We start from the raw sequence: 20,314 nt of genomic DNA, 5'->3' as shown, positions 1-20,314 counted from the left end.
CGTACCTGCGGTCGGGGCTGGACGCCCTGCTTGCGGGTGCGCCAGTCGGCGACCAGCCGCTCGGCGACCCGGAAGGCGAGCTCCAGCGACTGTTCGATGTTGAGCCGGGGATCGCAGGCCGTCTCGTAGCGCCGGCTGAGGTCGGCGGCGGTGAGGTCGGCCGTGCCGCCGATGCACTCGGTGACGTGGTCGCCGGTCAGCTCGACGTGCAGCCCGCCCGGGTGGGTGCCGAGCTGGGCGTGCACGTCGAAGAAGCCGTCCACCTCGTCGATGATCCGGTCCAGGTGCCGGGTCTTGACCCCGGTGGCGGTCTCCTCGGTGTTGCCGTGCATCGGGTCGCACTGCCAGACCACCAGGTGGCCGGTGGAGCGGACCTTCTCGATGATCGGCGGCAGCAGGTCGCGCACCAGGTGGTTGCTCATCCGGCTGATCAGGGTCAGCCGGCCCGGCACGCCGTCCGGGTCCAGCCGCTCGACCAGCTCGGCGGCGATCTCCGGCGTGGTGCTGGGCCCGAGCTTCACCCCGATCGGGTTGGCGATCCGGGAGACGAAGTCCAGGTGCGCGCCGTCCATCTGCCGGGTGCGCTCGCCGACCCACAGGAAGTGGCCGGACAGGTCGTAGGCCCGCCCGTCCTCGACCCGGGTCAGCGCCCGCTCGTACTCCAGGATCAGCGCCTCGTGGCTGGAGTACAGCTCGACGGTCTCCAGCGCCGCGTCGTGCACCCCGCAGGCCCGCATGAACCGCACCGCCCGGTCGATCTCGGCGGCCAGCTGCTCGTACCGGCTGCCGGTCTCGGTCTCGCGGGCGAAGGCGGTGTTCCAGGCGTGCACCTTCTCCAGCGACGCCAGCCCGCCGCCGGCGTAGGCGCGCAGCAGGTTCAGCGTGGAGGCCGCCGTCGAGTAGGCCCGCAGGATGCGCTTGGGGTCCGGGGTGCGCGCCGCCGGATCCCGGCTCAGGTCGTTGACCATGTCCCCGCGGTAGGAGGGCAGGCCCAGCGCGTCCAGCTCGGTGGAGCGCGGCTTGGCGTACTGGCCGGCCATCCGGCCCACCTTCACCACCGGCACCGAGGCGCCGTAGGTGAGCACCACGGCCATCTGCAGCAGCACCCGGACCTTGCCGGCGATGTCGGCCTGCGACGAGGTCGCGAAGGTCTCGGCGCAGTCGCCGCCCTGCAGCAGGAACGCCTCGCCGCGGGCCACCTGCGCCAGCCGGGCGGTGAGCGCGTTCACCTCGTCGGCCACCACCAGCGGCGGCAGCTGCGCGAGGGTGCCGGCCACCGCGCGAAGCTCTGCCTGGTCGGGCCAGCTCGGCTGCTGGGCGGCCGGCAGGCCGCGCCAGGCGTCCAGCTTCAGCTCCTCCGCGGCGGTGGACGGATGGTCGAGCGATGTCACACGGCCAAGACTACCCAGTGCGGGCCGGCCGCCGAACGCCCGCAACCGGTCCGCAGGTGCCGGCGCGTGGGAAGCGCCGGCTCAGCCGAAGAACACCTCGGCCTCGGAGTAGAACTCGCTGGGCACCGTCTTGAGGGTCTTGGTGGCATCGGCCAGCGGCACCCGGATGATCTCGGTGCCGGACAGGGCCACCATCTTGCCCCAGTCGCCGGCGTGCACCGCGTCGATGGCATGCAGCCCGAACCGGGTGGCCAGCACCCGGTCGTAGGCGGTCGGGGTGCCGCCCCGCTGGATGTGGCCGAGCACCGTGGTGCGGGCCTCCTTGCCGGTCCGGCTCTCGATCTCGGAGGCCAGCCAGTCACCGATGCCGCCGAGCCGGACGTGGCCGAAGGCGTCGACGCCCTTGTCCACGGTCGACATCTCGCCCTCCAGCGGCATCGCGCCCTCGGCGATCACCACGATCGGGGCGTACTGGGACTCGAACCGGCTCTGCACGTAGGCGCATACCCGCTCGATGGAGAACCGCTGCTCGGGGATCAGGATCACGTTGGCGCCGCCGGCCATCCCGGCGTGCAGGGCGATCCAGCCGGCGTGCCGGCCCATCACCTCCACGATCAGGGCCCGGTGGTGGGACTCGGCGGTGGTGTGCAGCCGGTCGATGGCCTCCATGGCGATGTTGACCGCGGTGTCGAAGCCGAAGGTGTAGTCGGTGGCGTTGAGGTCGTTGTCGATGGTCTTGGGCACCCCGATCACGTTCACGCCCTGCTCGTGCAGCTGGGTGGCGACCCCGAGGGTGTCCTCGCCGCCGATGGCGATCAGCGCGTCGACGCCCAGGCTGTGCAGGTTCTCGCGAATCCTGGCCACGCCGCCGTCGATCTTGAACGGGTTGGTGCGCGAGGAGCCCAGGATGGTGCCGCCACGCGGCAGGATGCCGCGCACCTCGGCGATGCCCAGCGGCATGGTCAGGCCTTCCAGCGGGCCCTTCCAGCCGTCCCGGAAGCCCACGAACTCGTAGCCGAACACCCCGATGCCCTTGCGGACCACGGCGCGGATCACCGCGTTCAGTCCGGGGCAGTCCCCACCACCGGTCAGTACACCGATACGCATCTGGCGGTCCTTCCTGTGCGGCTGCCGCTATCCCGGCAGGCACTGTTCTTCTCTGGGCAACGGGTGGATCGACGGCGCTGTCGGTTTTGCGAGCCTAGCGACCACCGGCAGGGCGGGCCGAGCCGGCCGCGAGAGCTTCGGTGATCAGTCTCCAGCGCGCCAGGTTGTGCCGCGCATCGGCCAGTGCGTCATGCACGTCCTCGCCGGCAATCGGCAACGGCGGAGAGCCGGCGCTCTCCCACAGCTGGCGCAGCTCGTGGGTGAAGCGCGGGATCTGGCGGGGCAGGGCGCGCATGTCGCCCCACAGCTGCGCCAGCGCGACGTGGTCGTAGCCGGCCATCCAGGCCCACAGCTCGATCGGCTCGCCCGGCGCGGTCAGGTAGGCCAGCAGGTCCTCCCGAATCCGGGCCCGGGAGCGCCAGGCCGGGTCGGCCGGCGAGGGCAACTGGTTGAGCACGTTGCGGCGTACCCAGTCGATGGCCCGGGACGGGTCGAACTCCGTCGAGACCGCGTAGAACTCCCGGCCGTTCTCGTCGACGAAGCCGATCGAGACCAGCGAGATGGTCTGGCCGTCCTCGATGAACTCGCAGTCGTAGAAATAGCGCATCGGTGTGGCGAGCCGGCCCGTCTGCAGGCTCAGCCGGCTCGCTCGACCGGCAGCCGGTCGTGCGAGGTGCTGCCCACCGCGTCCGGGTGGATCAGGCCGCGCCGGGCGCCGAAGCCGAGGTCGGCTCCGGTGGCCACCTTGACCTTGCTGGCGTAGGTGTCGACGTACTCCTGGCCGGACAGCTGCATCAGCTCGTACATGATCTCGTCGGTCATCGACCGCTCGACGAACCGGTCGCCGGCCAGCCCCTCGTAGCGGGAGAAGTCCAGCGGCTTGCCGAACCGGACGCCGGGCCGGGGCCGCAGGTGCGGCAGCTTGCGCCCGGTCGGCATCATCTTCTCGGTGTCGATCATGGCCACCGGGATGACCGGCACGCCGGCCTCCAGGGCCATCCGGGCCACCCCGGTCTTGCCCTTGTACAGCCGGCCGTCCGGGGACCGGGTGCCCTCCGGGTAGATGCCCAGCAGTTCGCCCTTGCGCAGGATCCGGACGCCGGTGGTCAGGGCGCCCTTGGCGGCGTCGGCGTCGTCGCGGTCGATCGGCACCTGCCCGACGCCGGCGAAGAACATCCGGGACAGCTTGCCCTTCAGGCCGGGGGTGGTGAAGTACTCCGCCTTGGCGAGGAAGGTGACCCGCCGCTTGACCATCAGCGGCATGAAGAAGGAGTCGCAGAAGGAGAGGTGGTTGCTGGCCAGGATCGCGCCGCCGGTGGCGGGCACGTTCTCCGCACCCTCCACGTAGGGGCGCCAGATCGCCTTCAACCACGGGCCGAGCCCGATGGTCTTCAGGAACCAGTACAGCACTCAGCGCCTCCAGCCCAGATTCCCGAACTGCTCAGGGTGCCTCGACCATAGTCTGGCCGGGACCTGGCTCACAATTGACCCGCCCGCGCGCCGGGACGGGGCGTGAAAGGCTTCCGGGGCTTTTTCCGGGACTCGCCAGGACGGCACCGGCCACGGCAGAATGGAACCAGCCAGACGCAAAGGAGATCGCGCGTGCCGATCCTCGCAGGTGCCGAGCCGTTCGCGGTCGACGGTAGCGGCGCCGCCGGCCGGACCGGCGTGCTGATCAGCCATGGCTTCACCGGCACCCCACAGAGCATGCGGCCGTGGGCCGAGTACCTGGCCGCCCAGGGCTACTCGGTGCGGCTGCCCCGGCTGCCCGGGCACGGCACCACCTGGCAGGAGATGAACCGCACCACCTGGACCGAGTGGTACGCAGAGGTCCGGGCCGGCTACGCCGAGCTGGCCGAGCGCTGCGACACGGTGTTCGCGTGCGGGCTGTCGATGGGCGGCGCCCTGGTCATCCGGCTGGCCGAGGACCTCGCCGACGACCCGTCGAGCAAGCTGTCCGGCCTGGTGCTGGTCAACGTCGCGCTGGGCACCATGCGCAAGGACGCGGCGCTGGCCCGCTACCTCGCCTGGGCGGTGCGCTCCCGGCCCGGCATCGGCAGCGACATCAAGAAGCCCGGGATGGCCGAGCTGAGCTACGACCGGACGCCGCTGCGCGCGTTCGTGTCGATGCAGGCCATGTGGCGGCTGGTGATCGCCGACCTGGGCAAGATCCGGGTGCCGATCCTGTACTACCACTCGGCCGAGGACCACGTGGTCGACGCGCTGTCGGCCAAGCTGCTGCACGCCGGTGCCACCGCCACCACGGTGCGCGAGGTGAGCCTGGCCAACAGCTACCACGTGGCCACCGTCGACCACGACGCGGAGCTGATCTTCGCCGGCAGCGTGGACTTCATCACCGAGCACGCCCGTACCAGCGTCGGCGACTGACGTGAGCTCGCCCGCCTCGCACCGTGGCCGCCGGGACAACGGCCTGAACTCGGACAAGTTCTCACCCGTCGCCGACGTCGACCCGCGACTGGCCGACCACCTGCTCGACGTGCTAGGCCTGCGGGACGTGCCGGCCTACGTGGAGCCGACCACGGCCAGTGACCCGGTGACCGCCGACCGGCTGTACGTGGCCGCCGACCTGACCTCGGAGGCCCGCCAGGTGCTGACCGAGATCGCCTCCGAGCTCGGCATCGAGGTGGCCCAGCACCGGCACTGGGACCGGCCGCGGGAGGAGCCGCCGGTCGATCCGCTGGCCGGCATCGACACCGACGCCGAGTTCGCCCGGATCGTCGCCGACCTGCGCGACCTGGACCGGCCGCCGGCCGCCGCGCCCACCGTCCGCCCGCTGGGCACCGCCGCCCCGGACCCGCTGGACGAGGTCGAGCACTTCGTGCCGCCGCCGGCCCCGCCGGTGCCGCGGCCCACCCTGCCCACCGCGATGGCGGTGCTGGTCACCCTGCTCGGCGTCCTGGTGCTGGCCTTCGGCTACCGGATGGGGCTGCCGGCCGACCTGCCGCTGCCGCTCGGCGTGGTGCTGGTGCTGTTCGGCTCCGGCCTGCTGGTGCTGCGGCTGCGCCCGGAACCGCGCGACGACTCCGACGACGACGGCGCGGTGGTCTGAGCCCGCCCGCTCGCCGGTCGATGTTCGCCCGCCGGTCACCCGGTGGTGTCCGCGCAGCCATCCTGGCAACGCACAGTGATCGCGTGCGGCTCGTGCCGCGGGAAAGGCGGTCAGGATGAGAACCGGACAGGACCTGGTGTTCGAGGTGTGGTGCCGGCTCACCGGCAACAGCCCGGACGAGTTCGGCCCCGAGGAACGGGAGGCGTTCCGGGCCAGGCCGCAGGTCGCGGAATTGGCGCGGAGCCCTTACCCGGTGTTGCTGCATGCGGGGGTGACCGTGGCCCGGGGCGATTCGCTGCCCCTGGAGCGGTGGTTGGGCGCGGTGCGCCGGGAACGGCTGCTCAGCGCATGACAGCCGGAACACGGCAGCCCGGGGGAACACAGCGGGCCGGGGAAACGACAGCCCGCGCCTAGGCTGGGTGCCGTGGCCAGCCCCGAGGAGTTCGCCGGGCCGCCGGCGGACCTGACGACGCTCGCCGACCTGACGAAGCTCGCCGACCTGACGACGCTCGCCGACCTGGTCCGGGCCGCCGAGCCACGGTGCGGGCAGGTCCGGGTGGTGGCCGTCGACGGCGGCGCGGCAGCCGGCAAGTCCAGCCTGGCCGCGGCGCTGGCCGCCCGGCTGGACGGCGCCGCGGTGCTGTCCACCGACCTGCTGCTGGACGGCTGGCAGGGCCAGTTCAGCTTCTGGCCGCGGCTGCGCGCCGGCGTCCTGGAGCCGCTGGCGGCCGGCCGGCCCGGCAGCTACCGGCGCTTCGACTGGCACGCGATGCGCTTCGCCGAGACGGTCGCGGTGCCGGTGCCCGCCGTGCTGCTGGTCGAGGGAGTGTCGGCGATCGCCGCGTGCGCCGGGTGGCTGTCGGTGGCGATCTTCCTGGACGTGCCGCGCCCGGTCCGCGAGCGCCGCTGGATCGCCCGGGACGGGGCGCTGGGACAGCCGGAGCTCGCCTGGCTGGCCGCCGAGGACCGCTACTTCGGCGAGCACCCGCCACCGCTGGGCACCGTGCTGCTGCCTGACACCGTGCTGCTGCCTGACACCGAGTTGCTTGCCGGGGCCGGTAGCCTCGGACAGATGTCCGACCAGCCGCAGCAACCGCAGCCGCCCGTCGCCGCACGCAAGCCGGTACAGCGGGTGCACCACGGCGACACCTTCGTCGACGACTACGAGTGGTTGCGCGACAAGGCCGACCCGGAAGTGATCGGCTACCTGGAGGCGGAGAACGCCTACACCCAGGCCCGCACCGCCCGGCTGGAACCGCTGCGGCAGCAGATCTTCGACGAGATCGTCACCCGGACCAAGCAAACCGACCTGTCGGTCCCCTACCGGCGCGGCGGGTTCTGGTACTACAGCCGCACGGTGGAGGGCCAGCAGTACTCGATCCACTGCCGGCTGCCGGCCACCGGCGACGTCCCGCCGACCATCGGCGAGGACGGCGGCGAGGAAGGAGCGCCGCCTGGTGAGCAGGTGCTGCTGGACGGCAACCGGATCGCCGCCGACTCCGGCTTCTTCGCCCTCGGCACTCTCGAGCCGTCCCCGGACGGCACCCTGCTGGCCTACTCGCTGGACCTGACCGGCGACGAGCGGTTCACCCTGCGCCTGAAGGACCTCACCACCGGCGAGGACCTGCCCGACACCGTCGCCGGGGTGTTCTACTCCTCGGCCTGGTCGGCCGACGCCAGCGCGGTCTTCTACCTCACCGTGGACGACTCCTGGCGTCCCAACCGGGTCTGGCGGCACCTGGTCGGCACCGACGCCTCCGAGGACGTGGTGGTCTTCACCGAGGACGACGAGCGGTACTGGGTGGGCATCGGGCTGACCCGCAACCAGCAGGCGATCGAGATCTCGGTGGCCAGCAAGCTGACCAGCGAGGTGTGGCTGCTGGACGCGCACGCACCGCTGTCCGAGCCGGTGGTGGTGCAGCCGCGCACCGAGGGCGTGGAGTACCACGTCGAGCACGCCGGCGACCAGCTGCTGATCGTGCACAACAGCAACGAGGCCAACTTCGAGCTGAGCTCGGCGCCGCTGGACGATCCCGGCGCGGCGAACTGGCGCACCCTGATCCCGGGCTCGGCCGAGCGCCGGCTGCTGTCGGTGGACGCCTTCGCCGGGCACGCGATGCTGTACCTGCGCAGGGAGGGCTTGACCCGGCTGGCGGTGCTGCCGCGCACCGGCGCGGGCTTCGGCGCACCGGAGGAGATCGAGTTCGACGAGCCGCTCTACACCGTGCTGCCCGGAAACAACCCGGACTGGGACGCCACCGGCTACCGGCTGACCTTCCGCTCGTTGGTCACCCCGGACACCGTCTACGACTACGCGGTGCCGTCGAAGGAGCTGCTGCTGCGCAAGCGCCAGCCGGTGCTCGGCGGGGTGGACCTGGCCGACTACGTGCAGTCCCGGGAGTGGGCCCGGGCCGGCGACGGCACCCTGGTGCCGCTGTCGGTGGTGCGCCGGGTCGACGTGGCGCTGGACGGCAACGCCCCGGTGGTGCTGTACGGCTACGGCGCCTACGAGGTGTCGATCGACCCGAACTTCCCCATCCCGCGGCTGTCCCTGCTCGACCGCGGCGTGGTGTTCGTGATCGCGCACGTGCGCGGCGGCGGGGAGCTCGGCCGGCACTGGTACGACCAGGGCAAGATGCTGGCCAAGCGCAACACCTTCACCGACTTCGTCGCCGCCGCCGAGCACCTGGTGCGGATCGGCTGGACCCGTCCGGAGCGGATCGTCGCCCAGGGCGGCAGCGCCGGCGGCCTGCTGATGGGTGCGGTGGCCAACCTGGCGCCGCGGGCCTTCGGCGGCATCGTCGCGCAGGTGCCGTTCGTGGACGCGCTGACCACCATCCTCGACCCGTCGCTGCCGCTGACGGTGACCGAGTGGGAGGAGTGGGGCAACCCGCTGGCCGACCCGGAGGTCTATGCGTACATGAAGTCCTACTCGCCGTACGAGAACGTCGAGGCCAAGGACTACCCGGCGATCCTGGCGGTCACCAGCCTGAACGACACCCGGGTGCTGTACGTGGAGCCGGCCAAGTGGGTCGCGAAGCTGCGCGCGACTGCCACCGACCCGGCGCCGGTGCTGCTCAAGACCGAGATGGAGGCCGGGCACGGCGGTCGTAGCGGCCGCTACGACGCCTGGCGGGAGCTATCGTTCAGCCTGGCCTGGCAGCTCGACGTGCTGGGCATCGGCAAGTAGGTACTCGACCACCAGCGGCCGGTGGTCGGAGGCGATCCGGACGTCGGCGGTGTCGACGGTCTCGGCCTTGAGCAGCTGCAGGCGCGGGTCGGCGAACACCCCGTCGATCCGGCGGACCGGCGCTACGGTCGAGTAGGTGAAGCCGTCGCCGGTGCCGGCCGCGGCGAAGGCGTCGGTGCCGAACCGTTGCAGCCGCTGCCAGGTCGCCGAGGCCGGCACCGCGTTGATGTCGCCGCCGACGATCAGCGGCACGTCCGCCGGCACGAACCGGGCAGTGAAGTCCGCCAGCTCGTCCAGGTGCCGCAGCCGGGGGGCTTCGATCAGATCCAGGTGGGTGCCGGCCACCGCGAACCTCGCACCGGCTCGTCGCAGGACGGCGACGGCCGAGCCCCGGTGGTGCAGGCGCCGGTCGACAGAGAAGGCCAGCTCGTAGGTGTCCAGCACGTCGACCGCGAGCGAGGACAGCACCAGGTTCGCTCCGCAGGCCCGGCCACCGGTGACCAGCACCAGGCCGGCCCGGCGGGCCAGCGCCGCGCACTGGTACCGCCAGCGCAGAAACCGCGGCGCCTCCTGGATGATCGCGACGTCCGGGGCGATCTCGCGCATCACCCGGCCCAGCGCGTCGACGTCGTCGCGCATCGACCGGACGTTGTAGGACAGCAGCCGCAGCGTGGTCACGGCCCCCATCCTGGCAGTTGCCGGTGCCCGCGTCCGGAGATCCCCGGCCATTGCGAGGCCCGTCGGGAGCGCTGGGTCGCCGGAGCGACCGGACGCGGCGAGGCCACCCCGGTGCTTGACCGGAGTGGCCTTGTCCCTGCGGGGAAACCTCAGCAGGCGCCCGGCCCGCCGTAGCGGAAGCTGTTCGCCGAGGTCAGCTGGCTGTCATACAGCGTCGAGTCGTCCGGGGTGACCCGGGTCAGGTTGGCCGCGGTGGTGGAGTTGTAGTAGCCGACCCCGCTCACCGAGACAGCCGAGGCGCTGGTGCCCAGGTAGCCGTTGCCCATGTCGGTGCAGGGCCTGGCCACCGTCGAGGACACCTCACCGAATTCCTGCACCAGGCCGGCCTTGGTGAACGTGCCGCTCCACAACGAGCCCGGCAGGTAGCCGAACCAGGTGCCGTTGTAGCCGTACCACCAGTTGCCCTGGAAGTACTCGATGGCGAACTGCACCGGCGTGCTCGACGGGGTCAGCGCCATGCCCGGCGTGATGGTCGAGGAGTTCGACACGTAGCCGCAGCCGGTGTTGTAACAGCTGCCCACCCCGTTGACCCAGTGGTAGACGAACAGCCGCGGCGTCGGGCCGTCCGGCCGGTAGATGCGCCAGCCGATCTCGATGATCTGCCGGCCGTCGGCCGACTCGACCGCCAGCTCGGCGAGGCTGTGCCAGTCGGCGCTCGACACCGCCGGGGACTGCACCGGGGTGGACATGTACGCCCCGTCTGATGTCACGTACTGGTAGGCGCCGGCGTGGCAGAAGTACTGGGTGGTGGGGGTGGTGGTGCGCAACGCGCATCCGGTGCCGGCCGCCGCGCCCGCCGGCTGGGCACCCGGGCCGAGCGTCGCGACCAGGAACGCCGCCATCGCCGCGGCTACTGCGAACACAATGCGTTTCATGTACAGGCCTCCTCGGTTACGTGCAGCGGCTCAGCTACCGCCTCGAAAGAGATTGTATCGAATTGGAATGAATCATTCAGGTTTCGTAAGGTCTGAGTGAGTACTCGGCGGCCACTCTCGCTGGACGCACAGCCGCCCTCTGCCCGGCAGGCGAACAGGTATCGCCTGGAAACCGGGCAGCCGGATTCTTTGTGAATTGTCGTTTCGCACCTGTCTGCAGTGCTACTTTGTGCCGCCGCTACCCGCATTCCCATACCGGAACTGAACATCCGGCCCGGGGCGGTGCTCCTTTCCTGCGAAGAACTGCGGAGGTTCGGATGAGGCGTCGGCGGGGCGGGTTGCCCGCGGTGACCCCGGTGCTGGTGCTCGCGCTGGTGGCCGGCATGGTCTCCGCGGCCCAGCTGGCGACGGCGCCGCACGGCGCTCCGGCCCGGGCCGACGAGGCCGGTACCGCTGGGCTGTTCGTGCCTGCCGTCGGGCGGCTGCTCGACACCCGCAACGGCACCGGCGGCTACTCCACCGCGATGCCCGCCGGCAGCGTGCGCACCGTCGCCGCGGCCGGCCAGGCCGGCATTCCGACCAGCGGGGTGAGCGCGCTGGCCCTGTCGCTGACCGCGGTCGGTGCCGGCAGCATCGGCTCGGTCAGCGTGGCACCGGGCGACGTGGCCACCCCGACCGGCACCGCGCTGGTGTTCAACCCGGGCGACTCGGTGTCCAACACCGCGCTGGTGGCGCTGCACGCCGACGGCACGCTGCACGTCGTCGCCGACCATGCGGTCCAGCTCATCATCGACGTGCAGGGCTACTTCACCGCCGGGAGCTCCACCGCGCCGGGCGGGTTCGTGGCGGTCAACCAGACCAGGATCGGCGACACCCGCAGCGGCCTGAGCGTCCCGCAGTACCAGGTCCAACCCGGTTCGGCGCTCACCCTGCAACCGGCGGGACTGGCCGGCATACCGGCCGACGCCAGCGCCGTCTACGTCAACATCGCGGTCCTCAATCAGGCCGGCAACGGCTACCTGCGCACCTACGCGACCGGCACGCCGGTGCCGAGCACCGGCGCCCTGGACTTCGACGACACCACCCAGGCGGTGTCGGTGGCCGTTCCGCTCAGCAGCGCCGGGGAGTTCTCGGTGCTGGTCGGGGCCGGCGGACCACTGGACCTGATCATCGACATCCAGGGCTACTTCACCCCGCGCGCCGCGGCCGGAACGTTCACACCGGCCGCCGTGCGACTGCTCGACACCCGGGTGGCGCCGGTGCGCACCATCGCCGGCAACTCGGTGCTCACGCTGCCGGTGGCCGGGGTGGGCGGCCTGCCCGGCGTCGCGGCGGGGTTGGCCGCGGTGGCGCTGAACCTGCGCACCGTGCAGAACGGCGCGAACACCACGGCCGGCGGCTACCTGCGGCTGTGGCCCGGCGACCAGCCGGAACCCGCGACGTCCAACCTGAACTACACCGCCGCCAACACCTACCGCACCGACCTGGCCATCGTCGCCCCGGCGGCCGACGGCACCATCAACATCCGCAATGGCGGGCCCGGTGCGATCGACGTCGTGGTCGACGCCCAGGGATGGTTCCGGGCCACCGCACCGGCCACCCCGACGGTGACGTCCTCGTCGTTCACCGACGGCCAGTTCGACGCGGTGCCGGACGCCGGCGCCACCTTCACCTTCACCGCCCCGCCGGGGGTGGGAAACACTTCTGCCGCCCGGTTCGAGTACGTCCTGGACGACGGACCGCTGACCGTCGTCGACGGCAGTTCTGGCAGCATTTCACTGGGGATCACCACCGAGGGCCCGCACAACCTGGTGGTCATCGCGCAGGACGCCAACGGTACCGAGTCGGACCCGGCGCTCTTCTACGTCGAGATCGGCCACGACGCCCCGGCCACTCCGCCGGCCGCCACCGACCCGCAGATCACGGTCAGCACCACCGATACGGCCGTCGCCGAGGACGGCACCAGCACCACCCAGACCAGCACCCAGACCAGCGGCAGCGTGCCGGCCCAGCCGGCACAGGTGCCCAACAGCGAGCCTCCCCCGCCGCCCCCGCTGTTCTGCAACAAGCCCTACCGCGGCCACTACCCCGGCGCGACCCTCGACCTGCTCAACGTGTGCCGGCTGCGGATGGGCACCTTCGGCATCCGGTTGACGCCCCCGGCGGCGGGCTCGACCCAGATCACTCCGGTCGCCGAGTCGGGTTTCATCTGGTACGTCAACGGCTACCGGCAACCCAACACCCCGCCGCACCCGATCTCGAAGAACCTTCCGATCACCCACACCTTCACCGGCAACTTCAAGCCGCTGCCGCTCGGCGCGCACGTCTGGGGTTTCGACAGCCTGGCCTACAGCTTCACCTACAACCGGGTGCTCTACATCAGGAAGGTCAAGGTCACCATCGACTTCGTCCCGGTGCCCTGATCTTCAGTTTGCCGACATCAGGGTCTCATTAGGCCTTCATTACAGGCACATCCGGCCGGTGGACCATGTCCACAGTTGGCCAGAAATTCAGTTTCCAGGGGTTCTGCAAGGGTATTGCCCGGGGCTAGGGTGAGCTGCTTTGGTCCATTCCGGGAGGTTCGCATGCGCCATCTCACCCGACGAAGCGTCGCCGTCGTATGTGCCTCGGCGCTCGCCACCAGCACAGCCGTCGCACTGGCCGGCCTGGCCAGTGCCGTTGCCAGCCCACCAGCCTCCGGGCCGGCGACGTGCCGGTTGGGCAACGGGGTCGAGCACGTCATCAGCATCGTGTTCGACAACGTGCACTTCTCCCGGGACAACCCCGACGTGCCCTCCGACCTCGAGCAGATGCCGCACCTGCTCGACTTCCTGAAATCCAACGGCACCGTGTTCTCCAACACCCACACGCCGCTGATCGCGCACACCGCCGACGACAGCCTGACCATCTACACCGGCCTGTACGGCGACCGGCACGGCCAGCCGGTCAGCAACTCCTACAAGACCTACAACCCGGACGGCAGCACCGACCCGGCCGGCTCCTTCGCGTACTGGACCTCGCCGGTGTTCGACACCAAGGCGACGCCGACGCCGGGCCACGACACCGCGCCGAGCATGGCGTACTCGGCCTCGGTGCCGGCCAGGTCCGTCAACACCGGCCAGCAGACCCCGGCGCCCTGGGTGCCGTTCACCCGGGCCGGCTGCTCGGTCGGCGACTTCTCCACCGCCAACATGGTGCTGGAGAACACCGCGCTGGACCTGCCGACCGTGTTCGGGCCGAACTCGCCCGAGGTTGCCCAGTGGCAGGCCGACCCGTCCTCGTTCAAGGACCCGGAGACCGCCGACTACGTCGGCGTTGCGGTGCACTGCGCCGCCGGTGATGCCACCTGCGCCGACGCCCAAGCGGTGAAGTTCGGCCAGGCCACCCCGTCGCCGTCCGCGGTGGCCGACGTGCTGCCCACCGAGCCCGGCGGCTACTCCGGTTACCAGGCGCTGTTCGGGCACAAGTACGTCGCCCCGGTGCTGGGCGCCGGCACCCCGTCGCTGACCCGCAATGGCTACCCGGTCACCGACGCGGCCGGCAACCTGACCGACCTGGACGGCAACCCGCTGATCAATACCTTTGCCAACAAGCCCGGATTCCCCGGCTTCAGCCCGACCGCCACCCAGTCGCTGGCCTACCTGGCCGACATGCAGGAGAGCGGCATCCCGGTCACCTACGGCTATATCTCCGACCTGCACGAGCGCAAGGCCGGCACCAGCGGCTGCACCTCGGCCTCGGCGACCGGCAGCGGCAAGCCGATCGGCCCCGGTGACAGCTGCTATATCACCAACGCGCAGAACTATGACGCCGCCTTCGCCACCTTCTTCCGGCGGCTGGCCGCCGACGGCATCACCCCGGCGAACACCGAGTTCGTGATCAGCGCGGAGGAGAACGACCAGTTCGCCGGAGCCAATGTCGGCCGGGCGACCCAGCCGACGCCGGCCGGTTGCGACGGCGTGACGGTGGCCTGCCACTACACCACCGCCCAGATCGGTGAGCTGCAGGCCAACATCAAGGGCCTGCTGTCGGCCACCGCGAGCAGCGGCACGGCGTTCGACCTCGAGCCGCAGGGTGCGGCGATCTACGTGCACGGCCAGCCGGCTCCGACCGACCCGGCCGTTCGCCAGCTGCAGCGGGACACCGCGGCGATGACCGGCGACAACCCCTATGCCGGTGTGCCGAACGAGCGGATCACCAACTACCAGGCCGGTGCCATCGAGCAGCGGATCCTGCACCTGCAGACCTCCGATCCGCTGCGCACGCCGACCTACACCCTGTTCCCGAAGCCGGACTACTTCTTCTCCACGTCCGGGCCGAACGTCAGCATCAACAACGGATTTGCCTACAACCACGGCTATTACAGCCCCAACATCGACGTGACCTGGTCGGCGCTGGTCGGCCCCGGGGTGGCCGCCCGTGGCCTGGACGGTCCCGAGCCCGCGGCGGGCAACCAGCCGTCCGACCCGAACTCCATCCGGACGGTGCCGCAGGCGAGCACGGTCGGCACCTGGGTCGAGGAGACCGACCTGCGGCCCACCCTGCTGCACCTGGTCGGGCTCACCGACGACTACCCCACCGACGGCCGGGTGATCAGCCAGGCCCTGGCGCACCCGTCCGCTGCGCTGCGGGACACCGCCGACCTGGCGGTGGCCTACCAGCAGCTCAACTCCAGCGTCGGCGAGTTCGCCACCAACACCCTGATCGCCGACAGTGCGGCGCTGGCGTCCGGGTCGGCGAGCGACGATTCCGCCTTCACCGACGAGCAGGACAGGCTGCTGGCGCTGGCCGACGCCCGGGACCGGGTCGCCGCCAAGATGAAGGACGTGCTCATCGCCGCCGCAGCCGGGCAGGCTCCCACCCACGGCCAGCTGACGTCGCTGCAGGCGCAGGCCCGGGCGCTGCTCACGGCCTCGGACCGGATTTGCTGCCGGAGCCCGCGACCGGCAGCCGGCGGCTGACGTCAGGGCAGATGCCGGCCGGACGAACCCGGCCGGCATCCGTCCCAGCCCGACGGTGCTATGCCCGGGCAAGCTTGCAGGTCAGGTTTGCCCAGCGGAGCCAGCTCATCAGCCGAGGAACTTGGCCAGGCCTTCGAGCAGCCGGGCAGCGTCGGAGTCGTCGTTGTACGGCGCCAGCCCGATCCGCAGGCCGCCGCCGTCCGGCAGTCCTATCCGGCGGGCCGGCTCGTAGGCGTAGAAGCTGCCGGCCGGGGCGTTGACGTCCAGCTCGGCCAGGAATCGGTAGGCGTCGGCCGCGGACCGGCCGGCGAAGGTGGCCAGCAGCGTCGGCGTCCGGTGCCGGGCACGCGAGTGCAGCGTCACCGGGCCCAGCTCGGCGAGGCCGGTTTCGATGCGCTGCCGCAGGCCGTCCTCGTACTCCTCGACCGCGGCCATCGACGCCAGGAGCCGCTCGCGCCGAGAGCCGGCGGAGCTGCCGCCGAGTCCGGCGAGAAAGTCCACCGCCGCGGTGGTGCCGGCCAGCAGCTCGTACGGCAGGGTGCCCAGCTCGAAGCGCTCCGGCACCGCGTCGGTGGAAGGCAGCAGCTTGTCCGGGTGCAGCTGCTCCAGCAGCTCGGGGCTGGCGGCCAGCGCGCCCAGGTGCGGGCCGAAGAACTTGTACGGCGAGCAGGCGAAGAAGTCCACGCCGAGCGCGGCCACGTCCACGGAGGCGTGCGCGGCCAGGTGCACCCCGTCGACGTAGAGCAGCGCCCCGGCCCGGTGCACCGCCTCGGCAATCGCGGCCAGGTCCGGCCGGGTGCCGATCAGGTTCGAGGCGCCGGTCACCGCGACCAGCCGGGTGCGCTCGGACAGCTGGGCGGTGACGTGCTCGACGGCCAGCTCGCCGGACTCCGGGTCGAAGTCGATCCAGCGGACGGTAGCCCCGGCCCGCTCGGCCCAGATCACCCAGGGCCGGACGTTGGCGTCGTGGTCCAGCCGGCTGACCAGCACCTCGTCGCCGGCCGTCCAGCCGCCGGCCAGCGTGCGGGCGATGTCGAAGGTCAGCTGGGTCATGCTGCGCCCGAACACGATGCCGCGCGGGTCGGCGCCGAGCAGGTCGGCCACCGCGGCCCGGGCGGCGTGCACGATGTCGTCGGCGTTGCGCTCGGCCCGGGTCACCGTGCCCCGGTTGGACAGCGGCGCCCGCAACGCCCCGGCGATGGCGTCGGCCACCACCTGCGGGGTCTGCGAGCCGCCCGGCCCGTCGAAGTAGGCAGTGCCGGCAGCCAGCGCCGGGAACCCGGTACGAACGGCGGATACGTCGAAGCTCATGGCTGCCACTCTCTCATCGACGCCGAGCGCGGGTAAAACGCCTGCGGGTAAACGGCAACCGGTACCGTCGCACCCCGTGACGACCTGCAGCCTGGTGACCGGAGCCAGCCGTGGCATCGGCGCGGCCATCGCGCACGAGCTGGCGGCGGCCGGGCACCGGGTCGCGGTGCACGCCGGACGCGACCGGGACGCCGCCGAGCGGGTGCGCGCGGCGCTGCCCGGCACCGGCCACCTGGTGGTGACCGGCGACCTCACCGACCCGGACACCTGCGCGCGGCTGGTCGCCGAGGCGATCGACGGGCTGGGCGGGCTGGACGTGCTGGTCAACAACGCCGGCGTGTTCACCGCCCACCCGATCGCGGCCACCGGCTACCGCGACTGGCAGCAGGCCTGGCGGGACACCGTCGAGCTCAACCTGCTCGCCCCGGCGAACCTGGCGTGGCTGACCGTCGACCACCTGCTGCACCGCGCGGCCGGCCCCGCCGGCGGCCGGCTGATCAGCGTCGGCTCCAGGGGCGCGTACCGGGGCGAGCCCGCCACGCCCGGCTACGGCGCCAGCAAGGCCGGGCTGCACGCCATGACCCAGTCGCTGGCGGTGGCCCTCGCCCCGCACGGGATCCTGGCCGCCGCGGTCGCCCCGGGCTTCGTCGACACCGAGATGGCCCGCTCCGTGCTGGACGGCCCGGACGGTGCCGCGGTCCGGGCCCAGAGCCCGTTCGGCCGGGTCGCCACGCCTGCCGAGATCGCCCGGGCGGTGGCGTGGCTGGCCACCGACGCGCCGGTGTGGATCAGCGGCACCGTCCTCGACGCCAACGGCGCGTCCTACCTGCGCTGAGGGCGGGCGGCCACCGGTAGACCCGGCCGGCCACCGCGATGAGCCGGACAGTGAACCGGCCGCCCGCGCGATGCGCGGGCGGCCGGCCCTGGGTGGTGCTACTTACCTGGAGGGGTGGAACTGGTACTGCTGGAAGGAACTGCCGGCTTAGTAGACCGACACGCCGTACACGGACAGCGGCTCGGTGACCGGCTGGAAGAAGGTCGTGCCACCGCTGCTGCAGTTGCCGCTGCCGCCCGAGGTCAGGCCCAGGGCCTTGGTGCCGTCGAACAGCGGACCGCCGGAGTCGCCACCCTCGGCGCAGACGGTGGTGCGGATCAGGCCGGTGACGGTGCCCTCGGCGTAGTTGACGGTGGCGTTGGTCGCCGTCACGCTGCCGCTGTGCACGCCGGTGGTGCTGCCACTGCGCTTGACCGCTTCACCCACGAAGGCGTTGGCCGCCGAGGTGATGTCCTGGCTGCTGCCGTTGTACAGGTCGACGGTGCCGGGCGGCACGCTGCCGTTGGTGTAGCGCACGATCGCGTAGTCATTGCCCGGGAAGCTGCTGCCGGCGGTGTTGCCCAGCACCGTGGTGTGCGAGGAGTTCGCGTACCAGGTCGAGGCGATGTTGCCGCAGTGGCCGGCGGTCAGGAAGTAGTACGTGCTGCCCGAGCGCACGTTGAAGCCGAGCGAGCAACGGTACTGGCCGCCGTAGATGGCGTCGCCACCGGCGAGGTACTTGTGGAAGGTGCCGGCAACCCGCTCGGTGCGGACTGCGTTGCCGAGCTTGGCGACCACGGCGCTGATCTTGGTGAGCTTGGTGCCGGTGACGCTCTGGTCGAGCGACACGACGACCTGGTGGGTCTGGGCGTCGATCGCCCATGCGGTACCCGGGATACGAGCCGTGGTGTCGAGGATATGGACGGCGGCATTGAGGGTGGCTGCCGACGCCGGAGCAGCTGACGGAGTGGCCTGCGTGCCGGGGGCGAGCAGCAGGGTTCCTGTTGCCAGCGTGCCGACCGCAACGGCAACAGCGCCGGTGCGGACCGAGGTGCGGGTAAGTCTCACTACGAGCCTCCTGATAGGGGAAGAGCGCGCCGGGGGTAGCACGCTCAGAAGGGCTCGGCAGGCAGATTCCTTCTCGTAGGTCCTTCGGGGGAAACGCAGAACGCTACGCAAGGAAAGAGACAATTCCGAGTGCATTCAGGTCTAGCATGCGTTTCGTTATCAGGACAAGAGTTTCAAAGAGAATTACTCCGCCACTTCACCTTTATCCAACAGAAATCTGACTATCTCTATACATCTGTTTCGCTGGAGTTCGCATAAAGGTTTCCGGTAGCGCTATCGGAAATGTGAAGGCTCAACATATTTCCGGAAGTGCGAACCAGAACGCGAAATCCCTCGCGGGCAGCACAGAACTGCCAACGGAAAGCGTCGTTGGGCGGTCGGCGAACAGGCACCAGCGCCTCGGGAGCCCGGCTGGAAACGGGTCGTGCCGCCGATGCGGGCGCCGCCGGCTAGTAGACGCTGAGGCCGTACGCCGCCAGGATCTTGGTGATCGGCTCATAGAAGGTCGTGCCACCGCTGCTGCAGTTGCCGCTTGCGCTGACCAGGACGCCGAGCGCCTTGGTGCCGTCGAACAGCGGACCGCCCGTGTCGCCGCCCTCGGCACAGATGTTGGTCCGGATCAGGCCGGTGACGGTGCCCTCGGGGTAGTTCACGGTCACGTTGACCCCGGTCACGCTGCCGCTGTGCACGCCGGTGGTGCTGCCACTGCGCTTGGCCGCCTCCCCGACGTAGGGGTCGACCGCCGTGGTGATGTCCTGGCTGCTGCCGTTGTGCAGGTCCACGCTGCCGGGCGGCACGACGCCGGCGGGGTACTTGACGATCACGATGCCGCCGCCCAGCGAGGAGACCGCGAACGTGGTGCCCAGCGCGGTGGTGTGGGTCGAGTTGGAGTACCAGACCGAGCCGACACTCGCCCCGCAGTGCCCGGAGGCGATGAAGTAGTACGCGCCGTTGGCGTCGCGCACGTTGAAGGCGAGCGTGCAGCGGTACTGGCCGCTGTAGACCGCGTCGCCACCCTGCACCCCGGCGGCAGCGGCGGCGTCGGCCGGGGCGAGCAGCAGGGTGCCGGCCACCAGCGCGCCGACGGCGGCCGCGAGGATGCCGGTGCGCCTGCGGGGTCGTGTCATGGAAAGCCTCCTCCAGCCCGGGGCGCCGGTGGTCGGCGCCTCCGGCTCCGGAGACACGCTGCGCACCCTAATCAGGACAAGCTATCCCAACCAGGATGTTTTCCATACCCCTGGATCGCGCTCGGCTCCGTCGCAGCCACCGGGTCCCCGGCTAGGAGTCGGCGCGGACGAACCAGGAACTCCACAGGTTGGTGGCCGGCCCGTTGCCGGCCGGTTCGCGCGGGCCGTCGGCGGCCACGTCCACCTGACCGCCGGGCCACCCGACGCGCACCCGCGGCCCGGCGGCGGGCCCGTCCCAGCCCGCCCAGCCAACCGGTGCGGTCGCCGACTCCCCCGGCTCGAGCTCGACGTAGCCGGGAACGAGCAGCTCCAGGGTCATGATCGCCTCCGCGGCCAGCGGTTGGCCGGCGGTATCCAGCGGGACGATCCGGGGCTTGCCGGTCAGCCGCACCCGGCGGTTGCCGACATTACGAGCCGCCAGCTCCCCCCGCAGTGCCTCGCCGTCCGGCTGCCAGGTCAGGCTGAAGGCGACATCGTCGGGACCGGCCTCGGGCACTTCGTTCTCCGTCATCCCCAGCAGCATTCCCGCTGCCGGCGGCCACGGCAACTTGCGGCACCGGCCGGCGGGATTCGCATTCGGCGTCCGAAGTAGTACGACATCA

The 20,314-nt window shown here is 71.2% G+C and carries 16 protein-coding genes and 1 pseudogene; 7 read left to right on the top strand and 10 right to left on the bottom strand.

What is annotated here, in order from left to right:
- Positions 1 to 53: 53 nt before the first annotated feature.
- The 4 genes and pseudogenes from VLJ82_RS17130 to VLJ82_RS17115 all read right to left on the bottom strand — a co-directional run.
- Positions 54 to 1,391, bottom strand: a pseudogene (locus VLJ82_RS17130) (class II 3-deoxy-7-phosphoheptulonate synthase); the annotation flags it as partial.
- Positions 1,392 to 1,472: 81 nt separating this feature from the next.
- Positions 1,473 to 2,498 (bottom strand): 6-phosphofructokinase, encoded by a 1,026-nt coding sequence (locus VLJ82_RS17125; RefSeq protein ID WP_408664575.1) that lies wholly within the window; start codon positions 2,496 to 2,498, stop codon positions 1,473 to 1,475.
- A 94-nt stretch (positions 2,499 to 2,592) separates the two neighbouring features.
- Positions 2,593 to 3,105, bottom strand: a complete 513-nt coding sequence (locus VLJ82_RS17120) for a polyadenylate-specific 3'-exoribonuclease AS (protein WP_408664574.1) — start codon at positions 3,103 to 3,105, stop codon at positions 2,593 to 2,595.
- 29 nt (positions 3,106 to 3,134) lie between these two features.
- Positions 3,135 to 3,908 carry a lysophospholipid acyltransferase family protein gene (locus tag VLJ82_RS17115; protein ID WP_408664573.1) on the bottom strand — a complete coding sequence of 258 codons (774 nt, stop codon included), beginning with the start codon at positions 3,906 to 3,908 and terminating at the stop codon, positions 3,135 to 3,137.
- Between the two features lie 192 nt (positions 3,909 to 4,100).
- On the opposite strand from VLJ82_RS17115, the gene VLJ82_RS17110 reads away from it, so the two are divergent.
- From VLJ82_RS17110 to VLJ82_RS17095, 4 genes are all read left to right on the top strand, one after another.
- Positions 4,101 to 4,886 carry an alpha/beta hydrolase gene (locus tag VLJ82_RS17110; protein WP_408664572.1) on the top strand — a complete coding sequence of 262 codons (786 nt, stop codon included), beginning with the start codon at positions 4,101 to 4,103 and terminating at the stop codon, positions 4,884 to 4,886.
- 1 nt (position 4,887) lies between these two features.
- A complete protein-coding gene (locus tag VLJ82_RS17105; RefSeq protein WP_408664571.1) occupies positions 4,888 to 5,568 on the top strand; it encodes a hypothetical protein in 681 nt (226 codons plus the stop codon).
- A gap of 115 nt (positions 5,569 to 5,683) precedes the next feature.
- Positions 5,684 to 5,920 carry a hypothetical protein gene (locus VLJ82_RS17100; RefSeq protein ID WP_408664570.1) on the top strand — a complete coding sequence of 79 codons (237 nt, stop codon included), beginning with the start codon at positions 5,684 to 5,686 and terminating at the stop codon, positions 5,918 to 5,920.
- 720 nt (positions 5,921 to 6,640) lie between these two features.
- Positions 6,641 to 8,758: a S9 family peptidase gene (locus VLJ82_RS17095; protein ID WP_408664592.1), complete on the top strand. Its 2,118-nt coding sequence runs from the start codon at positions 6,641 to 6,643 to the stop codon at positions 8,756 to 8,758.
- Here VLJ82_RS17095 and VLJ82_RS17090 read toward each other — a convergent pair.
- The gene (locus tag VLJ82_RS17090) at positions 8,708 to 9,436 is read right to left on the bottom strand and encodes an endonuclease/exonuclease/phosphatase family protein (RefSeq protein WP_408664569.1); all 729 of its coding nucleotides are present in this window, start codon (positions 9,434 to 9,436) and stop codon (positions 8,708 to 8,710) included. The genes VLJ82_RS17095 and VLJ82_RS17090 overlap by 51 nt on opposite strands.
- A 149-nt stretch (positions 9,437 to 9,585) precedes the next feature.
- Positions 9,586 to 10,371 carry a neprosin family prolyl endopeptidase gene (locus VLJ82_RS17085; protein ID WP_408664568.1) on the bottom strand — a complete coding sequence of 262 codons (786 nt, stop codon included), beginning with the start codon at positions 10,369 to 10,371 and terminating at the stop codon, positions 9,586 to 9,588.
- Positions 10,372 to 10,688: 317 nt separating this feature from the next.
- On the opposite strand from VLJ82_RS17085, the gene VLJ82_RS17080 reads away from it, so the two are divergent.
- Together VLJ82_RS17080 and VLJ82_RS17075 are read left to right on the top strand one after the other, a co-directional pair.
- The gene (locus VLJ82_RS17080) at positions 10,689 to 12,794 is read left to right on the top strand and encodes a hypothetical protein (protein ID WP_408664567.1); all 2,106 of its coding nucleotides are present in this window, start codon (positions 10,689 to 10,691) and stop codon (positions 12,792 to 12,794) included.
- A gap of 162 nt (positions 12,795 to 12,956) precedes the next feature.
- The gene (locus VLJ82_RS17075; RefSeq protein ID WP_408664566.1) at positions 12,957 to 15,332 is read left to right on the top strand and encodes a hypothetical protein; all 2,376 of its coding nucleotides are present in this window, start codon (positions 12,957 to 12,959) and stop codon (positions 15,330 to 15,332) included.
- A 108-nt stretch (positions 15,333 to 15,440) separates the two neighbouring features.
- Here VLJ82_RS17075 and VLJ82_RS17070 read toward each other — a convergent pair whose 3' ends face one another.
- Positions 15,441 to 16,643, bottom strand: coding sequence for a cysteine desulfurase-like protein (locus VLJ82_RS17070; protein ID WP_408664565.1), 1,203 nt, complete (start codon positions 16,641 to 16,643; stop codon positions 15,441 to 15,443).
- A 76-nt stretch (positions 16,644 to 16,719) separates the two neighbouring features.
- Between VLJ82_RS17070 and VLJ82_RS17065 the strand changes: the two genes are divergently transcribed.
- Positions 16,720 to 17,478, top strand: coding sequence for an SDR family NAD(P)-dependent oxidoreductase (locus VLJ82_RS17065; RefSeq protein ID WP_408664564.1), 759 nt, complete (start codon positions 16,720 to 16,722; stop codon positions 17,476 to 17,478).
- Positions 17,479 to 17,625: 147 nt separating this feature from the next.
- Here VLJ82_RS17065 and VLJ82_RS17060 read toward each other — a convergent pair whose 3' ends face one another.
- From VLJ82_RS17060 to VLJ82_RS17050, 3 genes are all read right to left on the bottom strand, one after another.
- Positions 17,626 to 18,525, bottom strand: coding sequence for a S1 family peptidase (locus VLJ82_RS17060; RefSeq protein WP_408664563.1), 900 nt, complete (start codon positions 18,523 to 18,525; stop codon positions 17,626 to 17,628).
- 449 nt (positions 18,526 to 18,974) lie between these two features.
- Complete coding sequence (locus VLJ82_RS17055; RefSeq protein ID WP_408664562.1) at positions 18,975 to 19,652, bottom strand: S1 family peptidase; 678 nt, start codon at positions 19,650 to 19,652, stop codon at positions 18,975 to 18,977.
- Between the two features lie 151 nt (positions 19,653 to 19,803).
- A complete protein-coding gene (locus VLJ82_RS17050; protein ID WP_408664561.1) occupies positions 19,804 to 20,223 on the bottom strand; it encodes a DUF4232 domain-containing protein in 420 nt (139 codons plus the stop codon).
- Between the last annotated feature and the right edge of the window lie 91 nt (positions 20,224 to 20,314).

It is taken from the genome of Jatrophihabitans sp. (genome assembly GCF_035474675.1).
Taxonomy (GTDB): domain Bacteria; phylum Actinomycetota; class Actinomycetes; order Mycobacteriales; family Jatrophihabitantaceae; genus Jatrophihabitans_A.
Note: the sequence above shows the minus strand (reverse complement) of the source record. Positions and strands in the feature narration are given on the sequence as shown.

Coding starts and splice junctions, on each gene's coding strand:
- VLJ82_RS17125 (WP_408664575.1), bottom strand. CDS start 2,498: ATGCGTATCGGTGTACTGACCGGTGGTGGGGACTGCCCCGGACTGAAC.
- VLJ82_RS17120 (WP_408664574.1), bottom strand. CDS start 3,105: ATGCGCTATTTCTACGACTGCGAGTTCATCGAGGACGGCCAGACCATC.
- VLJ82_RS17100 (WP_408664570.1), top strand. CDS start 5,684: ATGAGAACCGGACAGGACCTGGTGTTCGAGGTGTGGTGCCGGCTCACC.
- VLJ82_RS17095 (WP_408664592.1), top strand. CDS start 6,641: ATGTCCGACCAGCCGCAGCAACCGCAGCCGCCCGTCGCCGCACGCAAG.
- VLJ82_RS17085 (WP_408664568.1), bottom strand. CDS start 10,371: ATGAAACGCATTGTGTTCGCAGTAGCCGCGGCGATGGCGGCGTTCCTG.
- VLJ82_RS17080 (WP_408664567.1), top strand. CDS start 10,689: ATGAGGCGTCGGCGGGGCGGGTTGCCCGCGGTGACCCCGGTGCTGGTG.
- VLJ82_RS17075 (WP_408664566.1), top strand. CDS start 12,957: ATGCGCCATCTCACCCGACGAAGCGTCGCCGTCGTATGTGCCTCGGCG.
- VLJ82_RS17070 (WP_408664565.1), bottom strand. CDS start 16,643: ATGAGCTTCGACGTATCCGCCGTTCGTACCGGGTTCCCGGCGCTGGCT.
- VLJ82_RS17055 (WP_408664562.1), bottom strand. CDS start 19,652: ATGACACGACCCCGCAGGCGCACCGGCATCCTCGCGGCCGCCGTCGGC.
- VLJ82_RS17050 (WP_408664561.1), bottom strand. CDS start 20,223: ATGACGGAGAACGAAGTGCCCGAGGCCGGTCCCGACGATGTCGCCTTC.